Below are 25,766 nucleotides of genomic sequence, written 5' to 3'. Positions count from 1 at the left end.
TACGGTCGATGCGCACACCGACGCTGTCGCGCTTGTCGATCTCGAACTCGAGCCAGGCACCCCGCGACGGGATGACCCTGCAGGCGTACAGGTCCTTGTCCGAGGTCTTGTCGACGCTACGGTCGAAGTAGACGCCCGGGGAGCGCGTCAACTGCGAGGTGACGACACGCTCGGTGCCGTTGATGACGAACGTGCCCTTCGGCGTCATGAGCGGGAAGTCGCCCATGAACACCGTCTGGCTCTTGATCTCACCAGTGGCGTTATTGATGAACTCCGCCGTGACGAACATCGGGGCGGAGAAGGTCATGTCCTTGTCTTTGCACTCATCGACCGAGTGCTTCGGCGGCTCGAATCGATGGTCGCGGAACGACAAGGACATGGTCCCCGAGAAGTCCTCGATCGGACTGATCTCTTCGAAGATCTCTTCGAGACCCGACTGGGTCGGGACGTCCTTGCGACCGGCCTGACGAGCCGCCTCGACCCGGCCCTTCCACTTCTCGTTACCGAGCAGCCAGTCAAAAGACTCGGTCTGCAGGGCGAGAAGGTCAGGAACTTCGAGGGGCTCCTGGATGCGCGAAAACGAGACGCGACTGGGACCGGCGGGTACGGCCGAGGCGTTGCGCGAGGCTGCCAACAAATGTCCTTCCGGAGGCACGGATGGAATCGAACTGCGCGCATGCCAAACGCCCCGGCCAAATCCCGGGGCGTCAAAAGGCGGCGCAAGGCAGCAGCATAACGCGAATAGAAACGCGTGTCCACATATATTATGGGTGTCAACTACCGTGCCACGTTCATGATTGCACAGCCGGGTGGTCTCGTCAACTCCTCCGGTCGCGGTGAGCTTTCACACCGCACGGCCCGTACGGTGTCCTCTCGGCAGGGGGCTCAGGCGGCGGGCAGCCCCGCCAGACGCCGGACGGCGGCGAGCCCGTCCGGGGTGCCGGGCCAGTGGCGCTCCAGCGCCTGGGGCCCGGCGCCGCGCACCACCGAGCGCAGCACGAGGGCGACCACGATGGCGTCGTCGGCGTAGCCGAGGACGGGGATGAAGTCCGGCACCAGGTCGATGGGCAGCGCCAGGTAGGCCACCAGCAGCCAGAGCCGGATGCGCACCCGGCGCGGCAGGCCGGCGTCGCGGGCCAGGCGCGAGATGAGCCGGAGCAGGTCGGGCAGCAGGCGGATCGCCTCGGTGAGCAGGTTGCCCCGGGGCCGGGCGATCGCCAGCGCGGCCAGGGCGAGCAGCCACAGCAGCACCGTCCCACCCACCACGGCCATCACGACCACGAGCCGGTCGTCCACTGGTCATGCCTCCCCCGCGTCAGCCCAGATCCGCCAGAACTCTACCTTTCGCCCGCTTACCCACACCGACCGGAGACCGGCAAGGCCCCGCACGGCCCGATCCGCGGCCTGAGGCAGCGGGCGGCCCATTGAGGCGGGCCGGCGCCGGGGTGCGGCAGACTGTGCGGGTGATCATCGTGCAGCCCGTCCTGGAGGCCCACCCCTCCGACGGCTTCTCCCTCTGGCCGGTCGCCGAGGCCGAGTCGTACGACCACCTTCCGCTCAGCGGCGGGCTCAGCCCCGCCGAGGTCGGCACCGCGGTGATGAGCCTCGCCGCTTGCAACGACGTCGATCCCCCGGCCGGCGCCCCGCCACGCCCCGCGGATCCGGTCGCGGCCTTCCTGCACGGGCTGCTCACGATGGACGACCTCTTCGCCGCCGGCGGGCTGCGCGTCACGGACACCGCCACCGGCATCGTCCTGCTGCCGGGCTGCTGCATCGGCCTGGAGGACTGGCGAAACTGGTCCCTGGCCCTGGACGGCGGGCCGGCCCCTTTCTCCTACGACTTCGGCCACGACCCGTCCCCGACGGTCGAACGCGTCGGCGAGACCGTCCGCCTGACCGTCGACGGCGAACAGGACGACAGCCCGGTGATCGAGGTGACCGCCGCCGAGCTGCGTCATCTGCTGGCCGGAGCGGAGAAGGACCTGACCGGCTTCCTGAACCAAGTCTCCGGCTGGGCCGCGCGCGAGCTCCCCGGCCATGCGACCTCGATCGTCGCCGCCGTCTCCCGTGCCCTGGACATACCGCCGCGCCGCGAACCACTCGCTTAATCAATCGAAGGCGACTCTAGAGAATTTCTCGCATGTCGCGTGGCGCAGTGAAGGGCTGTTTCCGCATTCGGGCAGTAGAGTGCCAACATCGACGCTGAGTAGTCGATCAATTACCAAACGATGCGATTACGGACAGGGTCGATATAGCTCTTCAAAAGCAGCCAAAGGGGACTCTTCTCCCCTCGTACGAAAGGGGGATCACATGCCATCCCAGCTGCCCCTTCTGAGCGCCGCACTGGTCATTCTCGCCGTTCTCTGGCTCACCTATTACGCGATCCGCCGGCTCTCCGACGTCGCACCGACGACGATCGCCGCCGTCATCACCGCCCTGGCCGCCCTGCTCACCGCCACCGCCCATCTCCTCGGCCTGCTTCCCGCCTAGCCGTGCGGCCGCTCCTCAGGATCCGCCGCCTTGGCGTAGCGGCGGGCCAGGTGCGCAAAGGCCTCCTTGAGCTCGGCCGGGCCGACGACCTCGATGTCGGCGTCGAATCTGCCGATGGCGGCGGCCAGGCCGGGCCATGACCACGAGCCCAGGGTGAGCCGGCAGCGGTCCGGGCCGAGTTCCTCGACGAGTCCGTCGCGGACGTAGTGGGACACGGCGGCGGCGGGCAGGTCGAGGATCACCTCACCGCGGCAGGGCCAGTCGCCGGAGTCGCCGGCGCCTCTGAACCTGGCGGCCACGAAGGCGGCCACCTCGCCGCCGGGCACCTCGCGCGGGGTGAAGCGGGGGCCTGTGGGGGCGCGGGGGGTGATCCGATCGGCTCGGAAGGTGCGCCAGTCCTCGCGGTCGAGGTCCCAGGCGACGAGGTACCAGCGCCCGCCCCAGGTGACGAGGTGATGGGGCTGCACGCGGCGCGGCGCGGTCCGCGTGTCCTCCTCCGCGCTCTGCGGGGAGAAGGAGGCGTAGTCGAGGCGCAGCACCTCGCGAGCGTGCACGGCGGCGCTGAGTGCCATGAGCACGCCGCTGTCGACCTGCGGGTCCGGCCGGAGCGCGGGCCGCTCGACGGCGGTGACCCGGAGGGTGTCGATCCGGTGGCGCAGCCGTGCGGGCATGACCTGCCGGACGGTGTTCAGCGCGCGGGCCGCGGCCTCCTCGATGCCGGCGCCGGCGGTGGTGGCGATCTGGAGGGCGATGGCCAGGGCGACGGCCTGCTCGTCGTCGAACAGCAACGGGGGCAGCTCCGTGCCGGCGTCGAGGCGGTATCCGCCGTCGGGGCCCTTGAAGGTCATGATGGGGTAGCCGAGCTCGCGCAGGCGGTCGACATCACGGCGCACGGTGCGCGGGCTGATGTCCAGCCGCTCGGCGAGCAGCGCTCCCGGCCAGTCCCGGCGCGCCTGGAGCAGCGAGAGCAACGCCAGCAGGCGCGCTGAGGTCTTCGGCATGACTCCATTTTGGCCCAAGTAGCGGCCACACCCTGTCCTCTACCCCTGCGACTGTCGTCTTGCGCCGGACCACGGCGTACCGATCGACAAGCGAAGCACAGGAGCCATCCATGGCCGTCAAGTCCGTGACCCATCTGAACTTCCGGGGCGACGCCCGCGCGGCGCTGGAGTTCTACCAAGCCGTGTTCGGTGGGGACCTCGCCGCCATCACGTACAAGGACGCCGGGAGCGTGCAGGACCCCGCCGAGGCGGATCAGGTGATGTGGGGGCAGGTGCTCGCCGGCAACGGCTTCCACGTGATGGCCTACGACGTGCCCTCGCACCTGCCGTGGGACCAGGGGGAGAACTCCTTCTTCCTCTCCGTCCGCGGTGAGACCGCGGATGAGATCACCGCGTACTGGGAAAAACTGTCCGCTGGAGCCACCATCGTGCAGCCGCTCGCGCCCGCGCAGTGGGCGCCGCTCTACGGGATGCTCAAGGACCGCTTCGGCGTCGTCTGGGTCCTGGACGTGGTGAGCGAATACGGCGGGTGAGCATCGCGCGTGGTGCGGGTGGCGCCTCCCGCACCACGCCGCCGCGCCCGCGATCACCACATGCTCGAAGGGAACGACCAGAATGAGAATGCGACCTTTGGGGCGGACCGGGATACAGGTCAGCCCCTACTGCCTGGGCACGATGATGTTCGGCCAGGTGGGCAATCCCGACCACGACGACTGCGTCCGCATCATCCACCGAGCGCTGGACGCGGGGATCAACGTCGTCGACACCGCGGACGTGTACGCCTACAGCGAGACCGAGGAGATCGTCGGCAAGGCGCTGAAAGGCCGCCGCGACGACGTCGTCCTAGCCACCAAGGTGAGCGGCCCGATGGGGGACGATCCCAACCGGCGAGGCAACTCCCGGCGCTGGATCGTCACCGCGGTCGAGGACTCGCTGCGTCGCCTCCGGACCGACCACATCGACCTCTACCAGATCCACCACCCCGACCCCCGGACCGACATCGAGGAGACCCTCGCCGCGCTGACGGACCTGATGCGCAGCGGCAAGGTGCGCGCCATCGGCACCTCGAACTTCCCCGCCTCGGACATCGTCGAGGCTCAGTGGGTGGCCGAGCGGCGCGCTCTGGCCCGCTTCCGCACCGAGCAGCCGCCGTACTCTCTCCTCAACCGCGGCATCGAGCGGGAGGTGCTGCCCGTCTGCGAGCGCTACGGCCTGGGCGCCCTCGTGTGGAGCCCGCTCGGGATGGGCCTGCTCACCGGCCGTCACCGAAAGGACCGGAAGGCTCCCGAGCGCCGGATGGCCTGGGTGCCCAGGCACATGACCGACGAGCGTACGCACGAGACCGTCGAGCGGCTCGCCCTGCTGGCCGAGGAGGCCGGAGTGCCCTTGACCCACATGGCGATGGCGTTCGCGGTCACCCACCCGGGCGTCACGGCGGCGATCATCGGGCCGCGCACCATGGAGCAGCTCGACGACCTGCTGGCCGGCGCCGATACCATCCTGGATGATGACATTCTCGACAGGATCGACGAGATCGTGCCTCCGGGGACCGACGTGGGCCCGCTCGACGTGTCCTACGATCCGCCGGCCGTCACGCGGGCGGCGCTGCGCCGGCGATCGGCCGGCGAGCGCGCGGCGGCGTGACCGATGACCGTTCTGGGCAACCGGGCGCTCAACCGCGCGACGCTCGCCCGGCAGTTGCTGCTCGACCGCGCCGACCTGCCGGTTCTCGACGCCGTCGGGCACCTGTGCGGGCTCCAGGCGCAGGAACCGCAGGAGCCGTTCGTGGGGCTCTGGTCGCGGTTACGCGCGTTCGACCCGGCGGTGCTGTCGGATCTGCTGATCCGGCGGAGCGTGGTGCGGACCCACCTCATGCGCCGCACGGTCCACCTCGTCACCGCCGAGGACGTCCTGGCGTGGCGGTCCCGGCACGACGCCATGCTGCGCCAGCGGGTGCTCGGGGTCTACCGGGACGAGCTCGCCGGGGTGGACCTCGACGAGCTCGCGGCGGCGGGCCGGGCGCTGCTGGCCGACGGTGAGCCGCACTCGATGAGCCAGGTCGCGCGGGAGCTGGCCGGGCGCTGGCCGGCGCCCGGACCGCGGGCGCTGGGCGAAATGGTGATCGCCGCGCTCGTCCCGGTGGCGCAGCTGCCGCCGCGCGGGGTGTGGCGCGCGCGGGCGGGGGTGCGCAACGTCCCGCTCTCCTCCTGGCTGGGACGCGAGATCGACCCGCCGTCCCCGGACGGCTCCGACCCGGTCGGTGAAGCGCTGGTACGGCGCTATCTGACCGCGTTCGGACCCGCCGCCTCGGCCGACCTGCGTGCCTGGTGCGGCCTCGCCGGGCTGCCGGGCGCGGTGGCCGCGATCCGGGACGAGCTCGTCACCTTCCGCGACGAGCGAGGCCGGGAACTGCTGGACCTCCCCGACGCGCCACGCCCCGACCCCGGCACACCCGCTCCGGTACGGTTCCTGCCGGCGTTCGACAACGTGATCCTCGGTTACCACGACCGTGGCCGGATCATCGACCAAGCCCACCGGGGCCTGTCGGTGGCCGGTGCGCGCGTCGTCCTGGTCGACGGCCGGGTGGCCGCGACCTGGACCGTCGAGACCGAGACCGGCACTGTGACCGTCGCGCCGCTGCGTGCCTTCTCCCGGACCGACCGCGACGCCGTGGCCGAGCAGGGGCGGGCGCTGGCGTCGTTCCTCTCCGACGGCGACGGCCACCGCGTGCGGATCGCCGCGCCTGCCTGAGGGACGCGGGTTCGGGCGCCCGCGCGGTCATGCGGCGGCCCGGTCAGGCGGCGGCCCTGTCATCGGCGGCCCTGTCATCGGCGGGGCGGCGGCGCAGGGCCGGGCGCTGCAGGGCCGGGGGCAGGTAGGCCATGTCGAGCGTGCCGACGTCGGTGCCGGGCGGGACGATCTCGTCGATCCGGTCGAGGATCTCGTCGGTGAGCGTGACGTCGACGCCGGCGAGCAGGTCGTCGAGCTGCGCCATGGTGCGTGGCCCGATGATCGCGCTGGTCACGCCGGGATGAGCGATCGCGAACGCCATCGCGAGGTGGGTCATCGGCAGGCCCGCCTCTTCGGCGAGCGGGATGATCCGCTCGACGGCGTCGAGCCGGCGCTCGTCACTGAGGTGCTTGAAGTGGGCGGCGCGGCGGAGGTCGGTCCGCTGTCCCCTGCGGACGCGCCCGGTGAGCATGCCCTGCGCGAGCGGGCTCCACACCATCGTGCCCATCCCGTAGCGCTGGGCGACGGGCAGCACTTCGGTTTCGATGCCGCGGCTGAGGATGGAGTAGGTCGGTTGTTCGGTGCGGAACCGTTCCAGGCCGCGCCGCTCGGCCACCCATTGGGCTTCGACGATGTCGGAGGCGGGCATCGCGGACGATCCGATCGCCCGCACCTTACCGCTGTGGATCAGATCCGAGAGCGCGGAGAGCGTCTCCTCGATGTCGGTGTCGGGGTCCGGCCGGTGGATCTGGTAGAGGTCGATGTGGTCGGTCCGGAGGCGGCGCAGCGAGTCCTCGACCGCGGTCATGATCCAGCGTCTGGAGTTGCCTCGCCGGTTGGGGTCGTCACCCATCGGCAGGTGCAGCTTGGTCGCGAGCACGACGTCGTCGCGACGCCCCTTGAGCGCCTTTCCCACGATCTCCTCGGACTCTCCGCGGGCGTACGCGTCGGCGGTGTCGACGACGTTGATCCCCGCGTCCAGCGCTCGGTGGATGATGCGGATCGAGTCGTCGTGGTCGGGGTTGCCGATGGCCCCGAACATCATGGCGCCCAGAGCGTAGGGGCTGACCTTGATGCCGGTCCGGCCGAGGGTGCGGTACCGCATGCTGTTTCTCCTGAGATCGCGCTGGATGACGTATCCTGGACTTAACCGGAACGCCTTTCCGGAACTATACGGAAAAGCTTTCCGGTTAAGCAAGCGAAGGAGTTGTCGTGACGGAGAACACGGCGCCGCGCCGGCTGCGCGCCGACGCGCGACGCAACGTCGACGCCCTGCTCGAAGCGGCGAAGGCCGTCTTCGGCACCTCGGGCGTGGACGCCCCCGCCAAGGAGATCTCCGATCTGGCCGGCGTCGGAGTCGGAACCCTGTACCGGCACTTCCCCCAGCGCTCGGACCTCGTCAAGGCCGTGTTCCAGCGCGAGGTGGACGCCTGCGCCGACGCCGCACCGGCCCTGGCCGCGGCGTACGAGCCAGGGGAAGCGCTCGCCAGGTGGCTCCACCGGTACACCGAGTTCCTCGCGACCAAGCGAGGACTCGCCACCGCCCTCCACTCGGGCGATCCGGCCTTCGACGCCCTGCCCGGCTACTTCATGCAGCGGCTCGCGCCCACCCTCGGCTCCCTGCTCGAAGCCGCGACGGCCGGCGGCGAGATCCGCGCCGGCATCAGCCCCGAGGACCTCCTGTACGCCGTCGCCAACCTGTGCCTGCCCGTGACGGACGAGGGGGTCGCGTACAGCCGGCGCATGGTCGCGCTCCTCATCGACGGCCTGCGCTACGGCGCCGAAACGAGCCGGCCGGGCTGACCCTGGGCCGGCCTCGGCCGGGCTCCCGCACGTCGGTTCATGGGTTGACGGGCGCGGCGGCGTCGAGCACCGCCTTGAGAGACGCTTCGAGGATGTCCACACCGGCGTGCAGTTCGTCGTCACTGATCGTGAGAGGCGGGGCGATCCGGAAGATGCCGCCCATCCCGGGCAGCTGGACGATGTTCATGTGCAGGCCTCGGTCGAGACAGGCCGAGGTGACCGCTGCGCCCAGCGCGTCGGCGGGCGCCTTGCTCTTCTTGTCCCGCACGAGCTCGACACCCTGGAGCAGGCCACGGCCGCGAACGTCACCGACGACCTCGTACCCGTCACGCAGCGCCAGCAGCCGGCCGGTGAGCTGATCGCCCAGCTCCGCCGCGCGCTCGACGAGGTTCTCGCGGTCGATGACGTCCAGGACCGTCACCGCGACCGCGGCCGCCAGCGGATCGGAGACATGCGTGGTGTAGAAGAGGAAGCCCCGCTCGTGGCAGACCTGCTCGATCTCGGCGGTCGTCACGACGGCCGCCACGGGCAACCCGGCCCCGAGGGTCTTCGACAACGTCAGGATGTCCGGGGTGACCCCATCGCGCTCGAACGCGTACATCGCCCCGGTGCGGCCGAGACCGGTCTGCGCCTCGTCGAGGATGAGCAGCATCCCGCGCTCGTCGCACATCTCCTTCAGACGGCGCAGATACCCGGGCGGCAGGTCGAGGATCCCGCCCGAGGACAGGATGGGCTCGACGAGGCAGGCGGCGAGGCTCCCGGCGGACTGCTGGTCGACCAGCGCGAAGCCGTAGGCGAGCTCGGTCTCCCAGTCGTACGACCCGTCGGAGGAGCGAAACGGCGAACGGTAGGCGTTCGGCGCGGGCAGCGCGAGGTTCCCCGGCGCCGGCGGGCCGTAACCCCGCCGCCCGGCCGAGAAGGTCGCGGAGGCCGCCCCCTGGGTCATGCCGTGCCACGACCGGTCGAAGGAGACGATCTCGTAGCGGCCGGTGGAGAGCTTGGCCATCTTGATCGCGGCCTCGTTCGCCTCGGCCCCCGTGGTGAGCAGCAGCATCTTGGCCAGCGCGGGAGGCAGCGTCGCGGTGAGCCTGTCGGCGAGATCCAGCACCGGAGCGCTGAGCATGCCGCTGAAGAGGTGGTCCAGCGACGCGACCGCGGACGAGACCGTCGCCACGATGTCCGGGTGCGCGTGGCCGAGGATGGCACTCATCTGCCCGGAGGTGAAGTCGAGGATCCGCCTGCCCTCACGATCGAAGACGTGCACGCCGGAGGCGCGTTCGATGATCCTCGGGGTGAAGCCGACTCCGTAGCGGATCAGCAGCCGGTCCGCCTCGTCCCAGAACGTGGTGTCCATCGTCAACCTCTCTGACCGACGCCGAATGTCGTGCTCGCTGCCATCTTCGATCGCCACAAGAGTCGTAACAAGCAAACAAATGCGACATACCATTCGGCACTGCCTTACAGTCGGCACCATGCTCAACCCGCGACGCCTCGCGATCCTGCGTGCGGTGCTGGCGGCCGGGTCGATCAACGGCGCCGCCCGGAACCTCAGCTACTCCCCCGCGACGATCAGCCAGCACATGACCGCCCTGGCGAAAGAGACCGGCCTGATCCTGTTCGAGAAGCAGGGACGCGGCATCGGCCCCACCGAGGCCGCACGGCACCTGGCCGACGAAGCCCAGTCGCTCCTCGCCGACTTCGGGCGCCTCGATCGCGTCGTCGCGGACCTGCGGGGCGGCCAGGCGCAACATCTGGCCATCGCCTGCTTCGCCTCCGCGGCCGAACGATGGATACCCGAAGTCGTGCGGGCCGTCCGCCGGCACCAGCCGAACCTCACCGTCGAGATCAGCCTCAACGAACCCGTCGACGGACGCGGCCGCCGGCGACCGGACCTGGACATCAGGACCGAGCCCGCCAACGGCGCCGACGTGCGCCTCGACGGCTACCGGCGGCACGAACTCACCGTCGAGGAGCTCGTCGCCGTGCTCCCCGGTACGCACCCGCTCGCCGGCGCCCGCGAACTCGCTCTCCGGGACCTCGCGACCGAACCCTGGGTCGATCACGACATCTACGACAGCCCGATCGGGCAGATCGTCCTGAGCGCCTGCAGGTCCGCCGGCTTCACGCCACGCCACGCCGCCCGCCTGGACGATCACCGGGCGGCGCTGCGGCTGGTGGCGGCGGGCATCGGCGTCACCGTCCTGCCGCGCCTGGCCGTGGCGGAGCTCCCCGACGGACTCGTCGCCAGGCCGATCGTCCGCCCTGCCATCCTGCGGCGCATCGTCGTGCACGCCCGCCAGGATCAACGCCGTGGCGACCTCATCGCCCGCGCGGTGACACGGCTTCACGAGAGCGCCGCCGCATCAAGCGCCTCACCGATCAGGTAGGCACGCCAGAAGATCGCCGTTGCCGCGGACCCCGCGCGAGAACGTAGACGAACAGGACCGCCATGACCACCGCGCCTGCCCACATGGCCTGCTGCCACCCGTCGACGAAGGACTCCCGGGCGGCTCGGGCGAGCGCCGACGCCTGAGGGCCGGTCAGGTCGGCGACCACGAGGGCGTTGGCGATGCCCTCGCGGGCGGTGTCGGCGGCGGCGTCGGGCACTCCGGCGAGCCGGGAGTCGATGGCGCCGCGGTAGCCCGCGGTCAGGACCGCGCCGAGCAGCGCGACACCGAGCGCCGAGCCGAACTCCCGGGTGACGTCGTTGAGCGCGGACGCCACCCCTTGACGCGCACGCGGCAAGGCGCTGGTGATGGCCTCGGTGGAGGGCGTCATCGTCAGCCCCATACCGAGCCCCATGGCGAGCATGCCGGGCAGGATCGAGAGGTAGCCGCCGTCGACGGAGACGAAGGCCGCCATGAGGACCAGCCCCGCGCCGCCCAGGAAGATCCCTGAGGCCATCGTCGAGCGGCCGCCGATCCGCGCGGCCACGCGCGGTGCGAGGCCGGAGGCGAACATCATCAGCAGCGCCATCGGCATGAGCGCCAGGGTGGAGCGCAGGCCGGACCAGCCGAGCACCGCCTGGAGGTACGGGAAGAGGACCACGAAGATCCCCGCCTGCACGCCGAAGACCGTCAGGAGCGACACGGAACCTCTCGCGAGCCCCCGCTCCCGGAACAGGCGGACGTCGAGAAGCGGAGCCCGCCGGCGCAATTCCCATGCCACGAATCCGGCACCGGCGACCAGGCCGACGAGCAGGCTCGCCAGCGTCGCGGGCGCGGTCCAGCCCCGCTCGGGGCCCTCGTGCAGGAAGAAGACCAGCCCGACCACCGCGACCACGGACGACAGCGAACCGACGACGTCGAACCCGTGCTCTGACGCCTCCCGCGAGTCCGGGATGGATCGCAGCGCCATGACGAGGGCGACGACGACGAGCACGATCGGCAGGACGAAAAGCCACCGCCAGCTCGCCAGGTCGACCAGGACGGCCGACAGGTACATCCCCAGGATGCCGCCACCGCCGGCGACGCCGGTCCACACGCCGATCGCCTTGGAACGTTCCTCGTCCGGGAAGGTCGAGGTGATGACGGCGAGGGTGACCGGCATGATCATCGCCGCGCCCACGCCGCTCAGGAAACGTGCGGCGAGCATCATCTCGGACGACGTGGCGAAGCCGGCCGCCGCACTCGCGGTTCCGAAGACGAGCAGGCCCGCGAGCAGCATCGTCCTGCGGCCCCACCGGTCGCCCATCGCGCCCAGCGGCAGCAGCAACGCGGCCAGGGTGATGGTGTAGAGGTTGATGAACCACAGGACCTCGGTCTGCGAGGCGTCGAACTCGACGGCGAGCGCCGGCTGGGCGACGTTCAGCCCGGTCATCGAAGCGATGACCGCCATGAGCGCGACGCAGACCCCGATCAGGATCGTACGTCGTTGTCGTGGGTCTCGGACGATCGGGCCGAGGGCCTCCGTGGCTGAGGACCGGTTCGTACTCAAGGGCGTTCCTTTCGGGCAGGCGCTGTCGGAGCGGGTGATCAGCGGTGTCGGGTGGCACGCACGACGACGTCGTGGAGGGAGACCGCCCGGTCCCCCGGCCGGTGAGCGTGCGCGGGTGCTCGTCGGCGGTGACGATCTGCCGCTCCGAGCCGATCATGTGCGGCGGTGGCCGGCGCCTGGGCGCCGCCGCACCCCGCCATCGTGCTGACCGGGCAGGCGGATGTGCAAACCCTGTTGCCAAATGGCAAAATGGCGGGGTGGACGAAGCCATTGACCGCACCCTTGACGCTGTCGGCCCGAGGTTGAAACGCCTTCGGCTGCATCGCGACGTCACGCTCGCCGACCTCGCGGCAGAGACCGGCATCTCCATCAGCACCCTGTCCCGGCTCGAGGCCGGCCTGCGACGTCCCACGCTCGAGCAGCTGCTTCCGCTCGCCCGCGCCCACGGGGTCACGCTCGACGAGCTCGTCGATGCGCCGCCGACCGGCGACCCCCGCGTCAACCTGCGTCCCATCCCCTGCGGCGACGGCTCGGTCATCATGCCGCTCACCCGCAGGCCCGGAGGGATCCAGGCTTACAAGTTCGTCCTGCCGGCCGGCAGCGACGACGACGAACCCGACCTGCGCACCCACGAGGGCTACGACTGGGTCTATGTCCTCAACGGAACCCTCCGCCTGGTCCTCGGAGAGCACGACCTCATCCTCAAGCCCGGAGAGGCGGCGGAGTTCGACACGCGCACCCCGCACTGGTTCGGGGCCACCAGCGCCGGCCCCGTCGAGCACCTGAGTCTCATCGGCAAACAAGGCGAACGCGCGCACGTCCGTGCGGCACCGAGACACGGCCCGGCCGAGTGAGAGCTCGTGCCGTCAGAGCTACTGTCATGACGGTGTCGATGTCGCCGTCGAGCCGAGATCAGTGCGGGGTGGCGTCCGCAGCGTCTGCGGTGCCCCAATGCCGGCGCTCATGCGCATCGGTCAACGGCGCCTACGCCGACTTTCTCGCTTCGGTCACCGAGCGAGCGGGCCAGCGCCCTTTACATTGTAGATTCATACTTCTCGCCTGCTTCGCGCGCCGGGTGCCCTGCGCCCGGCGCGCAGCAGGAACAAGGAGCACGCCGCCCAGCTGAGGCGGCTCTCCAAGCTTCCGCCCGTGCCCTAGTGGGACGCTTCGTACTTCTCCACCACCGTGGAGGCGATCCGGCCGCGCTCGCTCACCGGAAGGCCCTGCGTCCTGGCCCACTGCCGGATCTCGGCCGACTTCTCCCGGCTCAGGGCACGAGCGGAGCCGACCGCCCCGCGCCGGCCTCGCGCGGCCCGCTCACTCCTGACCGCGCGAGCCTTGGTGATGAAGGGCGACAGCGCCTTGCGCAAGGCTTCCTCGTTCTTCTCCCCCAAGTCGATCTCATACGCGACGCCGTCGAGACCGAACTTGACGATGTTCTCCGACTCCATCGGGCTGCCATCGAGGTCGTCAATGAAAATCTCTTGAATCCGCTTAGCCATGTTCGAACTCCACGCTCGTCAGGATTTTTGGGCTACTGTAGCGCTCTTCAGTAGAACAAGCGCCACCCAAGACCTTAGTGCCCGCCAAACAAGGCGGCGAACTGCCACTGAAGCACGAAGTCAGTCACAGCCGCGCCGAACTCCGCACGGCATAGTGAGCCAGCCTCATGGCGGAACCGCGTTAGCGCGTCACCGGCGGATGTCTTCCGCCTCATACGCCCACACGAACTCAAGGTGAATCTCATCGGGCGCTGACCAGCACTGGTGAGCCAATCCCGCGCGCGGCGCCACGTACCCCTCAATCTTTGGGCGTTGTCGGTGCGCCGTCGTAGTCAGGGCCGATAGGCTAGCGCCGAAACGGTCCAGCGTGCCCTCGATGCCCGGCGCAGCAAAGGCCCTCGTCGCGGGGTTGTCATCCGGCCGATATCCCGTCGGCGGATCATCACGATGCGGACCACACTATCGAAGCCGAATTCAAACGATTGGCCACGGTCCTTCCGCACTCCGGGAACACTCCGCGCACCAATCGGCATCCCGGCCCGGTGTCCGCGATTCCCGGACGTGGCCGACAGGGAAATGAGACGGTCGGCGGATACCGTCGGCACGGAGCGCCGAGCCGGCTCTCGCCGTGATGGAGCCCGCACCATAATCAGCCATCGCGCCGTAACCCCCGGGCCACCCGGGCGGCCTACCGTACGCCGCATGATGATCCGCAAGCTCGCCGCCGGAGCGCTCGCCGTCCTGATGGGCGGCACGGTCGCCGTCGTGCTGTCCCAGCCCACTCCCGCCACGGCCGAGCGCCGCGGCGTCGCACCGCTCGTGATCGGGCATCGCGGCGCCAGCGCCCACCGCCCCGAGCACACCCTGCTGTCGTACGAGGCCGCCATCGCGATGGGCGCCGACTACATCGAGCCCGACCTGGTCGCCACGAAGGACCATGTGCTCGTGGCCCGGCACGAGAACGAGATCTCGGGCACCACCGACGTGTCCGCCCGGACCGAGTTCGCGGACCGCCGCACGACCAAGACCATCGACGGCAGGCAGGTCACCGGCTGGTTCACCGAGGACTTCACGCTGGCCGAGCTGAGGACGCTGCGCGCCAAGGAGCGCGTCCCGGACCTGCGGCCGGACAACGCCGCCTTCGACGGGCTGGCCGGGGTGCCCACGTTCGAGGAGGTCGTGCAGCTGGCGCAGCGGCACGGCGTGGGCGTCTACCCCGAGACCAAGCACCCGACCTACTTCGACTCGATCGGCCTGTCGCTGGAGGAGCCGCTGCTGGAGGTGCTGAAGGAGCACCGGGTCCGCAAGGTCTTCATCCAGTCGTTCGAGACGGCCAACCTGCGTGACCTGCGTGCCAAGACCAGGCTGCCGCTGATCCAGCTCATCACGCAGGGCGGCGCCCCCTACGACTGGGCGGCGGCAGGCGACTCACGCACCTACGACGACATGGTCAAGCCCGAAGGGCTGCGTCAGGTGGCGACGTACGCCGACGGGATCGGTGTGGACACGCGGCGCGTCATCCCCGTGGACGCCGACGGCAGACTCCAGCAGCCGACCACGCTCGTCGCGGACGCGCACCGCCGGCGGTTGAAGGTCCACGTGTGGACCGTACGGAACGAGAACTCCCAGCTGCCTCTGGACCACCGGCTGGGCAACCCGGCGAGCCCTGTGTACCAGCGGGCCACGGGCGATGTGATGGGCTGGCTGGACCGGCTGCTCGCCGAGGGCGTCGACGGCGCTTTCTGCGACGACCCCGCCATGGGCCGGGCCGTCGTCGCCCGCCAGACGGCGGATCCCAAGCTCTGACCTGCCGCGACAGCGGAGCTCCTGCCGAGTGCCCGGCGCTTCCGGGCCTGGGCGGCGCGCGCGAGGCCCGCCCGCACGCCTCGGCGATCACCGTGCCGCCCAGCGCTCCGGAAGATGGGCGAGTCAGAGGGTGAGGCAGCCCACGAGCGGGACTTCGGGCGGGACGGCGAGGGCGCCGGTGGGGCTGGCGACACCACCGGTCGTGCAGTTGGCCATCACCACGGGGTCGATCCTGGTGATCGACTCCAGGCTCTTCATCGTCGCGGGATCGACGACAGCGTGAGCCGGGGCGGACAGGGTCATGCCGCCGATGGCGGCGATCACCGTGGCGGCGGCGATCCTACGGGGGTATGTACGCACTGGAACCTCCTTGGTGGTTATGCGGACGACCATCGTTCATCACAAACGGTAGTTGTACGGCAACGCTTTGTACACGACTGCATGATGAGAAAGTGCACATCAGCCTGCCGTCGAGGCCCGGAATCCTTGATCGACTTCCTGGTGCCGGCTGGCTAATCTGGGGCCTTCACTCCCAACCCCCCCAGGAAGTGGCCAAGTGCCCCGTCGTCATCGTTTCGGCATTCCCGCCCTGCTCGTCACGGGTCTGTACGCCTGCACACTGGTGGTCGCCGCCGTGATCGCGCTGAGCGCCGGCGACCTCGGCGCGTTGTGGCGGTTGACCCTCTTCACGGAGGTGGACGAAGACGTCGCGGTGACGTGGGTGAACACGCTCGTCCTGATCGCGGCCGGTCTTCCGTGCGCCTGGGCGCTGTGGCAGAGTCTGCGCGGGCCGCTGGCGGGGCCGCCGCCGGAGCTGGACCGGGACGCCCGGCGGTTGCGGGCGGGGTTGTACGTGGCGGCGGCGTCCTGGGCGTCCTACGTCGTCGCGCCCTCCTGGCCGTGGTGGGCGGCGGCGCTGGACGCCGTGGTGATGTGGGTCGTCGTGCTGCTGTTCCAGTCCGTGCTGGGAGGCAGCCTGGAGCAGGCGCATCACGCGCGGACCGCGGGCGTGGTGGCGTACGGGGGCCTCGCCGCCATCGCGGTGCTCGATGCCCTCGGCTGGCCCCAGGCGAACTGGCTGCTCCTCATCTGCGGCATCGGGGCCCTGCTCTGGACGGTGCTCGTCCTGCGGGCACAGCGGCGGGACGGCCGATGGCGGCGGGCCACCGTCCGGTACGGCATCGCCGGCCTGGTGGTGCCGATCATCCTCTCGCTGACGGCCACGCTCCTCGACAGGGACGCGAGCATGTACCACGACGTCGCGTTGACAGCTGAGTTCCTGACGGTGATCTGGCTGGCCCGCTCCGCCCACGACCTCGCCGATCCGCGTGACGAGCCGGCCCCGCCCGTGGCCTCACCTCTCGCCGCGGAGCCTCCCGCGACCTCGTGACGCGTGCTCGTGGCCGCTGGTCGTGAGCCCTGCTCGTGAGCCCTGCTCGTGAGCCCTGCTCGTGAGCCCTGCTCGTGACGCCCGGTCAGCTCGCGGCCCGCCGCGTCGCCGCAGCATAGGACCGGAGCATCTCGGCGAACAGGCCGATCACCAGGACTCCTAGGACGCCGTGGTACCACCGCCAGCCCACCCCGATGCCCACGAACCCGTCCACGATCATGATTCCCGCGCCGCCGCCGACGGCCAGCAGCATCCCGGCCAGCACGAGGAGCATCAGCGCTCTCGGCACCCTGCGCCCCAACGCCGTGACCGTGGCGAGGGCGACGCACGCGCCCAGCACGCCGGAGGCGGTGGCGAACCACTGCGCGGTCGCCGCGTCCAGGAAATAGCTCTCCGCCTCGGCGGCCGACACGGGCGGGCCGCCCGGAAACCCGAGCCGGGCCTGCAGCGCGAAGGCGGCCTTCCCTGCCGCGTAACCGAGGAACAGCACCGCCACCGCGTACGCCGGCCACTTTCGCGGGCGATCAACATCAACCATGACTGTGACCGTAGAGGCCGCGCATCGGCCCTGACTCCCCACAGCGAGCCAGACTCCTCCCCCGCAGGGGGGAGACAGCAGCGGGAGCACGCCCCGCTCCCCCGCGTCGGCTCCTGGGCGGGCAAGGTCTTCGCGTCCTGGGCGGGAGGTCTTCGCGCCCGCCCCGATGCGACCTGAGGGGTAGGACCAGGGGCCTAGAGCCCTCGCCCGAGAACCGGCCCTGGGGATGACGAAAACGACCGCCCGGGACGGCACGCTTGGATCATGACCGCGATCCGAGCAACGAACCTCAGCAAGCGCTACGGTGGGGTCGTCGCGATAGCCGACCTGTCGTTCGACGTCGAGCCCGGCCAGGTGACCGGGTTCCTGGGGCCGAACGGGGCAGGCAAGTCCACGACCATGCGCATGGTCCTCGGGCTCGACCGCCCTTCGAGCGGATCGGTGCTCGTCGACGGCAAGCCGTACCACGAGCTGAGACATCCGCTGCGCAAGGTGGGCGCGCTGCTGGACGCCAAGGCCGTGCACGGCGGGCGCAGCGCCCGCAACCACCTGCTGGCCATCGCGCAGAGCAACGCCATCCCCGACAGCCGCGTGAGCGAGGTGCTGGAGGTCGTCGGCCTGCGCGAGGTCGCCAAGCGGCGGGTCGGCGGGTTCTCCCTGGGCATGTCGCAGCGGCTGGGCATCGCCGCCGCGCTGCTCGGCGACCCGGAGATCCTGCTCTTCGACGAGCCCGTCAACGGGCTGGACCCGGACGGCATCCTGTGGGTCCGCACGCTCATGCGCAAGCTGGCCGCCGAAGGGCGGACGGTGTTCGTCTCCAGCCATCTCATGAGCGAGATGGCGCAGACCGCCGACCACCTGATCGTGATCGGCAAGGGCCGGCTCATCGCCGACACGAGCGTGGCGGAGTTCATCGGCCGCAGCTCGCAGGGGTACGTACGCGTGCGCTCGCCCCGGCTGGCCGAGGTGGCCGAGCTGATCAAGGTGGGCGAGTCGCATCCCGACCACCTGCGGGTGACCGCGATGAGCACCCTCGAGATCGGCACCGTCACCGCACGGGCCGGGATCCCGCTGGAGGAGCTGACCTTCGTGCAGCCCTCGCTCGAAGCGGCCTACATGGAGCTCACCAAGGACAGCCTGGAGTTCACCTCATGATCGACATCCTCAGGTCCGAATGGACCAAAATCCGCTCGGTCCGCTCGACGATGTGGACCCTGGCCGTCACCGGCGCGCTGATGCTGGGCTTCTCCGCCCTCATCAGCGCCTCGGCCAAGAGCATGGCCACCGGGCCGATCCCCGGCGCGGAGGCGATCGTCCTGGCCCTGACCGGCACGATGATCGCCGCGCTGTCCATGGCCACCCTGGGCGTGCTGGTGATCTCCAGCGAGTACCGCACCGGGGGCATCCGCACCTCGCTCATGGCCGTGCCCAAGCGCCTGAGCCTGCTGACCGGCAAGATCGTGCTGTTCGGCGCGGTCTCGATGGTCGTCTGCACGGTCGCGGCGGCCGGCGCGATCGGGGTCGGCGTGGCGATCACCCAGCCGCCGTCGATCGACCTGCTCGAGGTGGTGCGGTTCGCGCTCGGCGCCGGCCTCTACCTGACCGCGTGCGGACTGTTCGGCCTGGGCCTGGGCACGCTGATCAGGCACACGCCGGGCGCGATCGTGTCGGCCATCGCGCTGATGCTGGTGCTGCCCACGCTGTCGACTCAGCTCCCGGGCGCGTGGGGCAGGACCGTGTCCGAATACTTCACCACCAACGCCGGCTTACTGGTCGTGTCGGGCCAGAGCAGTGGCTCCCTGGGCCCGTGGAGCGGTTTCGCGGTCTACCTCGCCTGGGTGGCGGTCGCCATGGTCTCGGGGGCCGTGCTGATGCAACGCCGCGACGCGTAACCGTCAACTGTACCGGCGGGCATCGAAGGCGGAGCCCTCGATGCCCGCCGGTACAGTTGAGGAGATGGTCACCCGTGCGAGTTCCAGCGGACGTCGCCAGTTCCTCACCCGCGCGATCGTCGTGGCGGCCGGGCGGCGGGTGGCCGAGGCGGAGGGCGTCGGCGGGCTGACCATCCGGCGGGTGGCCGCCGAGCTGGGCGCCGCCCCCATGGCGATCTACCGGCACGTCAAGGACAAGCAGGAGCTCGTGCTCGCCCTCCTGGACGACGTGGCCGAGGGCCTGCCGCCGCTGCCGGACGGCGAGGGGTCTGCGCAGGAGCGGCTCGTGACCGCGTTCGCCGCGGTGGACGCCTACCTCGCCCGGCATGTGTGGGTCGTGGAGATCCTGCGGCAGGGCGAGCTGTTCGCGCCGCGCGCCGCCGCGCTGTTCGTGTGGACGCTGGATCGCTTCGCCGAGCTCGGCCTGGACGATCAGGAGGCGACCGACGCGTACGCCCAGCTGTGGTGGTACGTCCTCGGTCATCTGTCCTACCTGCCCGGCACCACCCCCGAGCGGCGTGCCGCCCGCCAGGACCTGCTGGCCTCGTCCGTCGAGGATCCGGCGCGCGCCCGCCGGGCCGTCGGCTCCTTCGACCATGAGGCCGCCTTCCTGAGCGGACTCCGGGCCCTCGTGTACGCGCTCGCGGCCCGCTGATCACACCCCGCCGGACTTCCTATTTAGGTTTACCTAATTTCTGTGTACTTTGTACGCATGACTCAGCCCCTGAAGGCCGGGTGGACCCTGGCCGTCGTCTGCCTTGCGGCGGTTCTGCTCACCCTGGACATCACGATCGTCAACGTCGCCCTCCCCGAGATCGCCGGTGAGTTGTCGGCCCGGCTGGACGGCCTGCAGTGGGCCATCAACGGCTACACGCTCGCGTTCGCAGCCCTGCTGCTCATCTCGGGATCCGTCTCCGACCGCGTCGGCCGCCGGGCCATCTTCACCGCCGGGGTCGTCCTGTTCACCGCCGCCTCGGCGGCCTGCGGGGCGGCCTGGAGCGTGAACGCCCTGGTGGCCTTCCGCATCGCGCAGGGCGTGGGCGGGGCGATGATCATGGGCACCGCGATGGCGCTCATCGCCGGCGCCTACCCGGCCGGCCGGGCCCGGCAGAGCGCGATCGGCGCGTTCTCCGCCGCGGGGGGCGCCGCCGCCGGGCTCGGGCCGCTCTTCGGCGGCCTGCTGGTGGACACGCTCGGCTGGCGCTGGATCTTCTGGGTCAACGTGCCCGTGGGCCTGCTCGTGCTGGCCGGCGCGCTGCTCCGGCTGCGCGAGCCGGCCAGGACCGCCGCCGCGGGCCGGCTCGACGTCCTCGGCGCGCTGCTGGCCGTCGCCATGCTGTTCGCGCTCAACTACGCGCTGATCGCCGGCCCCGACCAGGGCTGGGGCTCGCCCGGCGTACTCGCCGCGCTGGCCGCCGGACTGGTCCTGCTCGGCGCGTTCGCCGTGACCCAGGCGCGCCGCCCGTACGCTGTGCTGGATGTACGGCTGTTCCGCGTGCCGTCGTTCACCGGCGCGGTGCTGCTCACGTTCCTGGCCAGGATCTGCAGCTTCGGCATCCTGCCGTACCTGATCCTCTGGTTGCAGGGCATGCTCGGCCACTCGCCGCTGGAGACGGGGCTGCGCCTGCTGGCCATGACGCTGCCCATCCTGATCGTCGCCCCGCTGGCCGGGCGGCTGGGGCAGAAGATCCCCGCCGCCCGGCTGCTGGCCGGGGGCTTCGCGCTGATCGCGGTCGCGTTCGCGCTGATGGCCAGGGTGGGGCCGGACAGCGACTGGGCCGTCGCGTTCCCCGGCCTCGTCCTGCTCGGCGTCGGCGGGGCGCTGGCCTTTCCGCCGCTGCTGGGGGTCACGCTCGACGTCGTGCCGCGCGAGCGGGCCGGGATGGCGTCCGGCCTGTCCAACACCTTCTTCCCCCTCGGCACGGCCACCGGCGTCGCCGCCTTCGGGGCGATCTTCACCGCGCGGATCGACGCCGCGCTTCCCGGGCAGGCCGCCCTGGTGGCCGGCGGCCGGTTCGACCTGGTGAGCGGGCCCGACCTGGAAGCGGCCCGGACCGCCTTCACCGGGGCGCTGTCCGCCACCTGCCTGGTGGCGGCGGCCGCCGGGCTGGCCGGCGTGGTGATCTCCTTACTGCTCATCCGGGCACGCGACATACGGCCCGTGCCGGTGACCGTGTGACGGACGGATGCCGTACGCGGGACCACGCGACCGGTGTGGACGCCCGAAGTCGTCAGGGCTCGATGGACTGGCCGTGGCGGAAGACGTCACGGGGGTCCCAGCGCCGCTTGGCGCGCTGCAGCCGGGGGTAGTTTCCGCCGTAGTAGAGGGTGGACCAGGGCACTCCGGAGGTGTTCCAGGCGGGGTCGCTCAGGTCGAGGTCCGGATAGTTGATGTAGCACCCGTCGGTGGTCTCGCCGGGGACGGGGACGCCGCCGGGGTACATGTTCCGGTAGAGGGTGCGGATCCATCGCAGGTGGTCGGTGCCGTCCTGGTCCTGCGGCCAGTAGATCTGGTGCTGCAACTTCATGATGGAGTCGCGCTGCGCCATGGCGGTCTCCTCCGGCCGCACCCGGTTGACGGCGGAGCCGTAGGAGTCGATCTGTACCACCGCCTCGCGGGAGGTCTCCCTGTCCTCGGTCAGCCCCCGCCATAGTGCGGTGACCTGATCCGGGGGCAGCGGCCGGCGCATGTAGGCCGACTTGTACTTGCCGCATTTGTCGTTGGGTTTCGGGGCGCCCATGACCCTGCTGATCACCTTCCAGGGCAGCGCCGCAAGCTCCCGGCGCTCGCCGGCGAACAGGCCCGCCGGCTCGCCGAACGCCTCGCTGACGGCGAAGGCCGCATGCTCGCCGAACACCTCGGTCAGCGGGTGCAGCTCGCGTTCGACGCCCCGGTTGATCTCCCGTTCGAAGGCGACGATCAGGTCGCGAGCGTTGGGGACGTCGGCGTCGATCTGGGCGATCAGCCCGATCTCGGGCCGGCTCGCGTGGGTCAGCAGAAGGATGGCGAACAGGTCGGCGTACTCGTCGTCGGGCCCGCCCCGGTGCCGGTCGAAGAAGGCGCCGAAGTTGCCGACGATGCGCCGGAACCGGTCCTCGTCGACCTCCGCCCATTTCCAGCCGCCGCTGGCGAGCAGGACGCTCCTGGGCGCCTGGGGCAGGTCGCGGAACCACATCCGGGTGACGATGCCGAAGTTGCCTCCGCCGCCGCCCGTGTGCGCCCACCACAGGTCCTTGAGGTCGGGATCGACGTCGTCCCTGGTGGCGGTGACCAGTTCCACCCCGCCGGCCTCGTCGACGACGGCGACCTCCACCGCGTGCAGATAGTCGACGGTGAGTCCGTACTGCCGCGACAGCAGGCCGAAACCGCCACCGGCCACGTGCCCGCCGAGCCCGACCGTGGGGCACGAGCCGCCGGGCAGCGCCTGGCCGGTGGCCTGGTACAGCTTCTTGTAGAGGTGGCCGATGGTGGCGCCGGCCTCCATGCAGACGGCGTCCATGGCGTCGTCTGCGTAGACGCCGTCCATCAGCGACATGTCGATGATCACGCGTACGTCGGGAGAGCAGACGAAGTCCTCATAGCAGTGACCGCCGGAGCGGACCGTGATGCGTGACCTCTCCGGGGCCGCGGGTTCGCCGACCGCCTCCCGCAACGCCTGCCTGACCTCCTCGCGGCTGCGCGGGAGGCGGATGTAGTCGGGCCGGGCGCCCAGCCAGCGGGAGTTGAACCCGCGGCGGAGCGGCTCGTAGCGGGGGTCGCCGGGCTCGATCTTGGTTCCGGAGTGACACGCCATCGTCGAGCCTTTCGATGTACGGACGAACCGGCGTCACTCAGCGTAATGGATGAGTGACCGAGGGTCACGCTTTCACTCGAGCACTTTGCCGATGAAGGCGGCCACATTGGCCCGCGCGCGGGCGGCCCTTTCGTCCACGGAGAGGGTCTCCTCGAAATCGGCTCCCATGACCGGCTGTTTCCGGCCCCGGATGTAGAGAGAACAGGCCAGGTCGGTGCACAGATACTGCCCGACCGTGTTGCCCAGGCGGCCGGCCTCGCCGGTGCGGCGGGCGGTCATCAGCGCCACGCCGCCGCTGGTGTGGGTGGTCAGGCAGAGGGAGCACATGCTGCGCGCGGTGAACCCACGCGCGGCGACGGGGGCGGCCCGCAGCGCGATCCCGACGAGGCCGCCGTCGTCGCGCTCGGCGACCACGTAGCCGCGCTCGGGGGCGCCGGGATCGCGCCAGCCCAGGAAGTCGAGGTCGTCCCAGGGCTGCTCGTCGAGGTCCCTGGGCACGCCCAGGCGCTTGGCCTCTCCCTTGGAGCAGTTGACGAACGACCCTCGGATGCCGCTCTCAGTGATGGGTCTCATGTACGGCGAGGCTAGCTTCCCTAATACAATTAGACAAATAATTAATTTGGTTAGTCAGGAGGATCCATGGCACGTGCGGGCATCACCGCCGAACGCCTCACCCGGACGGCTGCGGAGCTGGCCGACGAGATCGGCTTCGACCAGGTGACCGGCTCGGCGGTCGCGCGCAGGCTCGGCATCAAGGACCCGAGCCTGTACGCGCACATCGCGAACGCGCGAGAGCTGAAGGTGCGGGTGGCGCTGCTGGCCCTGGAGGAGATGGCCGACAAGGCCGCCGCCGCGCTGGCCGGGCGCGCGGGCAAGGACGCGCTGGTGGCGCTCGCCGACACCTACCGCGAGTACGCCAAGAAGCATCCGGGCCGCTACACCGCGTCCCGGTTCGAGCTCGACGCGGAGACCGCGGCCGGCAGCGCGGGGCCCCGGCACACGGAGATGATGCGGGCGCTGCTGCGCGGCTACGACCTGCCGGAGCCCGACCAGACCGACGCGGTGCGCTTCCTGGGCAGCACGTTCCACGGGTTCGTGAGCCTGGAGATGGCGGGCGGCTTCCGCCACACCCCGCGCGACGCCGACGCCTCCTGGGCCTGGGTCCTGGACACCCTCGACCACGCCCTCAGGAACAACCCCGCAAGGCCGGCATGAACGACACGTGCCGGGGCGCGCCCGGCCGAGCGGCTCTGCCTACGCGGACGTACGCCCCTTGTCGGTGGCGTCCCCGAGGGGGATGTCGCGCAGGGTGAGCACCATGAGCAGGACGCAGCTCAAGGTGAGCGCGATGTCAGCGACGTTGCCGACGAACAGGCCGCCGTAGTCGATGAAGTCCACCACATGCCCCTGGGCGAAGCCGGGCGCGCGGAAGAGGCGGTCGAGCAGATGTGAGAAGGCGCCGCCCAGCAGCGCGCCCAGCACGACGGTCCAGGCGGTGGAGCGCAGCCGCCGCCCGACGTACAGGATCGCGCCGACCGCGACGGCCGCGACGATGGTGAACACCCACGTCGCCCCCGCGCCGATCGAGAAGGCGGCACCGGGGTTGAGCAACAGCCGCAACTGGACCAGCTCGGGGATCACCGCGATGCGCTCACCGTTCGAGAGCGCGGAGATCGCCCAGAACTTGGAGGACTGGTCCACGACGAGAACCACCGCGGCCAGCATGAGCATCCATCCGTACGGCCGCATTCGTCCGCCCCCATCCGCAGTGAGTCCCGTCGACATCCTTGGTGCCGAATCTATCGAGATCGGCCGCGCCCGGCGCGCCGACCGCGTTCCCGACCCGGTGGGCGAACACGGCAAGTCGTGACCCGTACCTCGGGGCGGGACTGCATATCGTGGTGTGACACACGTGACGACGGAGGCGGTGGGCTGCGATGACCGATGTGGCGGCGCTCAAGCGGCGCATGGGACGAGTAGGGGTCTGGAACAGCACCCTGGGCGGCGAATCGGCGTCATTCGAGCGCGAGGCGGCCGCCGAAGTGGAGCGGCTGGGCTACGGGACGCTGTGGGTCGGCGAGAGCCCGCAGGGCAAGGAGGCGCTGGTCCATTCGGCGCTCCTGCTGGGCGCGACACAGCGCATGATGGTCGCCACCGGGATCGCCAGCATCTGGGCCCGCGACGCCATCGCCGCCTCCAACGGCGCGAACGCCCTGGCGGAAGCGTTCGACGGCAGGTTCGTGCTCGGTCTGGGCGTGAGCCATGCCCCCGCCGTGTCGGCGCGCGGCCATGACTACCGCCGGCCGGTGTCGGCGATGAGCACCTACCTGGACGCCATGGACGGGGCGAAGTACGGCGGCCCGCTGCCGGAGCCGGCGCCACGACTGCTGGCGGCGCTCCGTACCAAGATGCTGGAACTGTCGGCGCGGCGCGCCCAAGGAGCGCATCCGTACTTCGTGCCCGTCGAGCACACCGCGCGCGCTCGTGCCGTCCTCGGCCCGGATCCGATCCTGGCGCCGGAGCAGACGGTGGTGCTCGACACCGATCCGGAGCGGGCGCGGCGGACCGCCCGCCGTTTCATGTCGCTCTACCTGGCCCTGCCGAACTACGTGAACAACCTGCGCGACCTGGGCTGGAGCGACGAGGACTTCGCCGGCGGCGGCAGCGACGCGCTGGTGGACGCCATCGTGGCCTGGGGCGAGCCAGAGAAGATCATCGAGCGGGTGCGCGCCCACCTCGACGCCGGCGCGGACCACGTCTGCATCCAGCCGCTCGCCGACACGCCCCGCGACGCCCTGGAGCACCTGCGCGTCCTGGCCGCCTCCGACGCGGTCTCGAGCTGACC

General features: G+C 70.6%; 27 protein-coding genes and 1 pseudogene. 16 read left to right on the top strand and 12 right to left on the bottom strand.

The window, feature by feature from the left end:
- A pseudogene (locus ACTMTF_RS07170) lies at nt 1-634 on the bottom strand (DNA-directed RNA polymerase subunit beta); the annotation flags it as partial.
- Nucleotides 635-885: 251 nt separating this feature from the next.
- A complete protein-coding gene (locus ACTMTF_RS07165; RefSeq protein WP_441109803.1) occupies nt 886-1,296 on the bottom strand; it encodes a YkvA family protein in 411 nt (136 codons plus the stop codon).
- A gap of 167 nt (nt 1,297-1,463) precedes the next feature.
- Here ACTMTF_RS07165 and ACTMTF_RS07160 point away from each other — a divergent pair, with 167 nt between their 5' ends.
- Both ACTMTF_RS07160 and ACTMTF_RS07155 read left to right on the top strand, forming a co-directional pair.
- A complete protein-coding gene (locus tag ACTMTF_RS07160; RefSeq protein WP_441109802.1) occupies nt 1,464-2,108 on the top strand; it encodes a hypothetical protein in 645 nt (214 codons plus the stop codon).
- 202 nt (nt 2,109-2,310) lie between these two features.
- The gene (locus ACTMTF_RS07155; RefSeq protein ID WP_396999109.1) at nt 2,311-2,490 is read left to right on the top strand and encodes a hypothetical protein; all 180 of its coding nucleotides are present in this window, start codon (nt 2,311-2,313) and stop codon (nt 2,488-2,490) included.
- Here ACTMTF_RS07155 and ACTMTF_RS07150 read toward each other — a convergent pair.
- Complete coding sequence (locus tag ACTMTF_RS07150) at nt 2,487-3,491, bottom strand: helix-turn-helix transcriptional regulator (protein ID WP_441109801.1); 1,005 nt, start codon at nt 3,489-3,491, stop codon at nt 2,487-2,489. The genes ACTMTF_RS07155 and ACTMTF_RS07150 overlap by 4 nt on opposite strands.
- Before the next feature lie 110 nt (nt 3,492-3,601).
- Between ACTMTF_RS07150 and ACTMTF_RS07145 the strand changes: the two genes are divergently transcribed.
- From ACTMTF_RS07145 to ACTMTF_RS07135, 3 genes are all read left to right on the top strand, one after another.
- Nucleotides 3,602-4,024, top strand: a complete 423-nt coding sequence (locus tag ACTMTF_RS07145; RefSeq protein WP_441109800.1) for a VOC family protein — start codon at nt 3,602-3,604, stop codon at nt 4,022-4,024.
- 82 nt (nt 4,025-4,106) lie between these two features.
- A complete protein-coding gene (locus ACTMTF_RS07140) occupies nt 4,107-5,135 on the top strand; it encodes an aldo/keto reductase (RefSeq protein WP_441109799.1) in 1,029 nt (342 codons plus the stop codon).
- Nucleotides 5,136-5,138: 3 nt separating this feature from the next.
- Nucleotides 5,139-6,242, top strand: a complete 1,104-nt coding sequence (locus ACTMTF_RS07135; protein WP_441109798.1) for a winged helix DNA-binding domain-containing protein — start codon at nt 5,139-5,141, stop codon at nt 6,240-6,242.
- Nucleotides 6,243-6,285: 43 nt separating this feature from the next.
- On the opposite strand, the gene ACTMTF_RS07130 is transcribed toward ACTMTF_RS07135, so the two are convergent.
- A complete protein-coding gene (locus tag ACTMTF_RS07130) occupies nt 6,286-7,326 on the bottom strand; it encodes an aldo/keto reductase (protein ID WP_441109797.1) in 1,041 nt (346 codons plus the stop codon).
- 107 nt (nt 7,327-7,433) lie between these two features.
- Between ACTMTF_RS07130 and ACTMTF_RS07125 the strand changes: the two genes are divergently transcribed.
- The gene (locus ACTMTF_RS07125) at nt 7,434-8,024 is read left to right on the top strand and encodes a TetR/AcrR family transcriptional regulator (RefSeq protein ID WP_441109796.1); all 591 of its coding nucleotides are present in this window, start codon (nt 7,434-7,436) and stop codon (nt 8,022-8,024) included.
- A 37-nt stretch (nt 8,025-8,061) separates the two neighbouring features.
- Here the strand turns inward: ACTMTF_RS07125 and ACTMTF_RS07120 are convergent, their stop codons facing one another.
- Entirely contained in the window at nt 8,062-9,378 is a 1,317-nt protein-coding gene (locus ACTMTF_RS07120) for an aspartate aminotransferase family protein (protein WP_441109795.1), read from the bottom strand.
- Nucleotides 9,379-9,496: 118 nt separating this feature from the next.
- Here ACTMTF_RS07120 and ACTMTF_RS07115 point away from each other — a divergent pair, with 118 nt between their 5' ends.
- Nucleotides 9,497-10,411 carry a LysR family transcriptional regulator gene (locus ACTMTF_RS07115; RefSeq protein ID WP_441109794.1) on the top strand — a complete coding sequence of 305 codons (915 nt, stop codon included), beginning with the start codon at nt 9,497-9,499 and terminating at the stop codon, nt 10,409-10,411.
- On the opposite strand, the gene ACTMTF_RS07110 is transcribed toward ACTMTF_RS07115, so the two are convergent.
- Nucleotides 10,404-11,861, bottom strand: coding sequence for an MFS transporter (locus tag ACTMTF_RS07110; RefSeq protein ID WP_441109793.1), 1,458 nt, complete (start codon nt 11,859-11,861; stop codon nt 10,404-10,406). The two genes, ACTMTF_RS07115 and ACTMTF_RS07110, sit on opposite strands and share 8 nt — an antisense overlap.
- A 356-nt stretch (nt 11,862-12,217) precedes the next feature.
- On the opposite strand from ACTMTF_RS07110, the gene ACTMTF_RS07105 reads away from it, so the two are divergent.
- On the top strand, nt 12,218-12,814 hold the full coding sequence (locus tag ACTMTF_RS07105; RefSeq protein WP_441109792.1) for a helix-turn-helix domain-containing protein: 597 nt from the start codon (nt 12,218-12,220) through the stop codon (nt 12,812-12,814).
- Nucleotides 12,815-13,114: 300 nt separating this feature from the next.
- On the opposite strand, the gene ACTMTF_RS07100 is transcribed toward ACTMTF_RS07105, so the two are convergent.
- Nucleotides 13,115-13,462, bottom strand: a complete 348-nt coding sequence (locus ACTMTF_RS07100; protein ID WP_441109791.1) for a histone-like nucleoid-structuring protein Lsr2 — start codon at nt 13,460-13,462, stop codon at nt 13,115-13,117.
- Nucleotides 13,463-14,164: 702 nt separating this feature from the next.
- On the opposite strand from ACTMTF_RS07100, the gene ACTMTF_RS07095 reads away from it, so the two are divergent.
- Nucleotides 14,165-15,268 carry a glycerophosphodiester phosphodiesterase gene (locus tag ACTMTF_RS07095; RefSeq protein WP_441109790.1) on the top strand — a complete coding sequence of 368 codons (1,104 nt, stop codon included), beginning with the start codon at nt 14,165-14,167 and terminating at the stop codon, nt 15,266-15,268.
- A 123-nt stretch (nt 15,269-15,391) separates the two neighbouring features.
- Here the strand turns inward: ACTMTF_RS07095 and ACTMTF_RS07090 are convergent, their stop codons facing one another.
- A complete protein-coding gene (locus ACTMTF_RS07090; RefSeq protein ID WP_441109789.1) occupies nt 15,392-15,628 on the bottom strand; it encodes a hypothetical protein in 237 nt (78 codons plus the stop codon).
- 196 nt (nt 15,629-15,824) lie between these two features.
- Here ACTMTF_RS07090 and ACTMTF_RS07085 point away from each other — a divergent pair, with 196 nt between their 5' ends.
- On the top strand, nt 15,825-16,658 hold the full coding sequence (locus ACTMTF_RS07085; RefSeq protein ID WP_441109788.1) for a hypothetical protein: 834 nt from the start codon (nt 15,825-15,827) through the stop codon (nt 16,656-16,658).
- Between the two features lie 85 nt (nt 16,659-16,743).
- Here the strand turns inward: ACTMTF_RS07085 and ACTMTF_RS07080 are convergent, their stop codons facing one another.
- The gene (locus ACTMTF_RS07080; RefSeq protein WP_441109787.1) at nt 16,744-17,196 is read right to left on the bottom strand and encodes a hypothetical protein; all 453 of its coding nucleotides are present in this window, start codon (nt 17,194-17,196) and stop codon (nt 16,744-16,746) included.
- Between the two features lie 264 nt (nt 17,197-17,460).
- On the opposite strand from ACTMTF_RS07080, the gene ACTMTF_RS07075 reads away from it, so the two are divergent.
- The 4 genes from ACTMTF_RS07075 (at nt 17,461) to ACTMTF_RS07060 (ending at nt 21,306) form a co-directional block, all read left to right on the top strand.
- Complete coding sequence (locus ACTMTF_RS07075; RefSeq protein WP_441109786.1) at nt 17,461-18,351, top strand: ABC transporter ATP-binding protein; 891 nt, start codon at nt 17,461-17,463, stop codon at nt 18,349-18,351.
- Nucleotides 18,348-19,088, top strand: a complete 741-nt coding sequence (locus ACTMTF_RS07070; protein WP_441109785.1) for an ABC transporter permease subunit — start codon at nt 18,348-18,350, stop codon at nt 19,086-19,088. Before ACTMTF_RS07075 ends, ACTMTF_RS07070 begins: the two co-directional genes overlap by 4 nt.
- Nucleotides 19,089-19,152: 64 nt before the next feature.
- The gene (locus ACTMTF_RS07065; protein ID WP_441109784.1) at nt 19,153-19,782 is read left to right on the top strand and encodes a TetR/AcrR family transcriptional regulator; all 630 of its coding nucleotides are present in this window, start codon (nt 19,153-19,155) and stop codon (nt 19,780-19,782) included.
- Between the two features lie 57 nt (nt 19,783-19,839).
- Nucleotides 19,840-21,306, top strand: a complete 1,467-nt coding sequence (locus ACTMTF_RS07060; protein WP_441109783.1) for an MFS transporter — start codon at nt 19,840-19,842, stop codon at nt 21,304-21,306.
- Between the two features lie 52 nt (nt 21,307-21,358).
- On the opposite strand, the gene ACTMTF_RS07055 is transcribed toward ACTMTF_RS07060, so the two are convergent.
- Together ACTMTF_RS07055 and ACTMTF_RS07050 are read right to left on the bottom strand one after the other, a co-directional pair.
- Complete coding sequence (locus ACTMTF_RS07055) at nt 21,359-22,921, bottom strand: FAD-binding oxidoreductase (protein WP_441109782.1); 1,563 nt, start codon at nt 22,919-22,921, stop codon at nt 21,359-21,361.
- A 72-nt stretch (nt 22,922-22,993) separates the two neighbouring features.
- The gene (locus ACTMTF_RS07050) at nt 22,994-23,494 is read right to left on the bottom strand and encodes an FBP domain-containing protein (RefSeq protein ID WP_441109781.1); all 501 of its coding nucleotides are present in this window, start codon (nt 23,492-23,494) and stop codon (nt 22,994-22,996) included.
- A gap of 66 nt (nt 23,495-23,560) precedes the next feature.
- On the opposite strand from ACTMTF_RS07050, the gene ACTMTF_RS07045 reads away from it, so the two are divergent.
- Nucleotides 23,561-24,136, top strand: coding sequence for a TetR/AcrR family transcriptional regulator (locus tag ACTMTF_RS07045; protein ID WP_441109780.1), 576 nt, complete (start codon nt 23,561-23,563; stop codon nt 24,134-24,136).
- A gap of 39 nt (nt 24,137-24,175) precedes the next feature.
- Here ACTMTF_RS07045 and ACTMTF_RS07040 read toward each other — a convergent pair whose 3' ends face one another.
- The gene (locus tag ACTMTF_RS07040; RefSeq protein ID WP_441109779.1) at nt 24,176-24,670 is read right to left on the bottom strand and encodes a signal peptidase II; all 495 of its coding nucleotides are present in this window, start codon (nt 24,668-24,670) and stop codon (nt 24,176-24,178) included.
- 188 nt (nt 24,671-24,858) lie between these two features.
- On the opposite strand from ACTMTF_RS07040, the gene ACTMTF_RS07035 reads away from it, so the two are divergent.
- Nucleotides 24,859-25,764, top strand: coding sequence for an LLM class F420-dependent oxidoreductase (locus ACTMTF_RS07035; protein WP_441109778.1), 906 nt, complete (start codon nt 24,859-24,861; stop codon nt 25,762-25,764).
- Nucleotides 25,765-25,766: the final 2 nt, after the last annotated feature.

The sequence above is a fragment of the Nonomuraea sp. ZG12 genome (genome assembly GCF_052068115.1).
Classification (GTDB): domain Bacteria; phylum Actinomycetota; class Actinomycetes; order Streptosporangiales; family Streptosporangiaceae; genus Nonomuraea.
This window is presented reverse-complemented; position numbering and strand designations above follow the sequence as displayed.

What these genes read in the sequence shown, in the direction of transcription:
- ACTMTF_RS07155 (WP_396999109.1), top strand. Translation starts at nt 2,311, where the DNA reads ATGCCATCCCAGCTGCCCCTTCTGAGCGCCGCACTGGTCATTCTCGCC.
- ACTMTF_RS07150 (WP_441109801.1), bottom strand. Translation starts at nt 3,491, where the DNA reads ATGCCGAAGACCTCAGCGCGCCTGCTGGCGTTGCTCTCGCTGCTCCAG.
- ACTMTF_RS07145 (WP_441109800.1), top strand. Translation starts at nt 3,602, where the DNA reads ATGGCCGTCAAGTCCGTGACCCATCTGAACTTCCGGGGCGACGCCCGC.
- ACTMTF_RS07140 (WP_441109799.1), top strand. Translation starts at nt 4,107, where the DNA reads ATGAGAATGCGACCTTTGGGGCGGACCGGGATACAGGTCAGCCCCTAC.
- ACTMTF_RS07135 (WP_441109798.1), top strand. Translation starts at nt 5,139, where the DNA reads ATGACCGTTCTGGGCAACCGGGCGCTCAACCGCGCGACGCTCGCCCGG.
- ACTMTF_RS07130 (WP_441109797.1), bottom strand. Translation starts at nt 7,326, where the DNA reads ATGCGGTACCGCACCCTCGGCCGGACCGGCATCAAGGTCAGCCCCTAC.
- ACTMTF_RS07120 (WP_441109795.1), bottom strand. Translation starts at nt 9,378, where the DNA reads ATGGACACCACGTTCTGGGACGAGGCGGACCGGCTGCTGATCCGCTAC.
- ACTMTF_RS07115 (WP_441109794.1), top strand. Translation starts at nt 9,497, where the DNA reads ATGCTCAACCCGCGACGCCTCGCGATCCTGCGTGCGGTGCTGGCGGCC.
- ACTMTF_RS07110 (WP_441109793.1), bottom strand. Translation starts at nt 11,861, where the DNA reads ATGGCGGTCATCGCTTCGATGACCGGGCTGAACGTCGCCCAGCCGGCG.
- ACTMTF_RS07100 (WP_441109791.1), bottom strand. Translation starts at nt 13,462, where the DNA reads ATGGCTAAGCGGATTCAAGAGATTTTCATTGACGACCTCGATGGCAGC.
- ACTMTF_RS07095 (WP_441109790.1), top strand. Translation starts at nt 14,165, where the DNA reads ATGATGATCCGCAAGCTCGCCGCCGGAGCGCTCGCCGTCCTGATGGGC.
- ACTMTF_RS07080 (WP_441109787.1), bottom strand. Translation starts at nt 17,196, where the DNA reads ATGGTTGATGTTGATCGCCCGCGAAAGTGGCCGGCGTACGCGGTGGCG.
- ACTMTF_RS07075 (WP_441109786.1), top strand. Translation starts at nt 17,461, where the DNA reads ATGACCGCGATCCGAGCAACGAACCTCAGCAAGCGCTACGGTGGGGTC.
- ACTMTF_RS07070 (WP_441109785.1), top strand. Translation starts at nt 18,348, where the DNA reads ATGATCGACATCCTCAGGTCCGAATGGACCAAAATCCGCTCGGTCCGC.
- ACTMTF_RS07065 (WP_441109784.1), top strand. Translation starts at nt 19,153, where the DNA reads ATGGTCACCCGTGCGAGTTCCAGCGGACGTCGCCAGTTCCTCACCCGC.
- ACTMTF_RS07060 (WP_441109783.1), top strand. Translation starts at nt 19,840, where the DNA reads ATGACTCAGCCCCTGAAGGCCGGGTGGACCCTGGCCGTCGTCTGCCTT.
- ACTMTF_RS07055 (WP_441109782.1), bottom strand. Translation starts at nt 22,921, where the DNA reads ATGGCGTGTCACTCCGGAACCAAGATCGAGCCCGGCGACCCCCGCTAC.
- ACTMTF_RS07050 (WP_441109781.1), bottom strand. Translation starts at nt 23,494, where the DNA reads ATGAGACCCATCACTGAGAGCGGCATCCGAGGGTCGTTCGTCAACTGC.
- ACTMTF_RS07045 (WP_441109780.1), top strand. Translation starts at nt 23,561, where the DNA reads ATGGCACGTGCGGGCATCACCGCCGAACGCCTCACCCGGACGGCTGCG.
- ACTMTF_RS07040 (WP_441109779.1), bottom strand. Translation starts at nt 24,670, where the DNA reads ATGCGGCCGTACGGATGGATGCTCATGCTGGCCGCGGTGGTTCTCGTC.
- ACTMTF_RS07035 (WP_441109778.1), top strand. Translation starts at nt 24,859, where the DNA reads ATGACCGATGTGGCGGCGCTCAAGCGGCGCATGGGACGAGTAGGGGTC.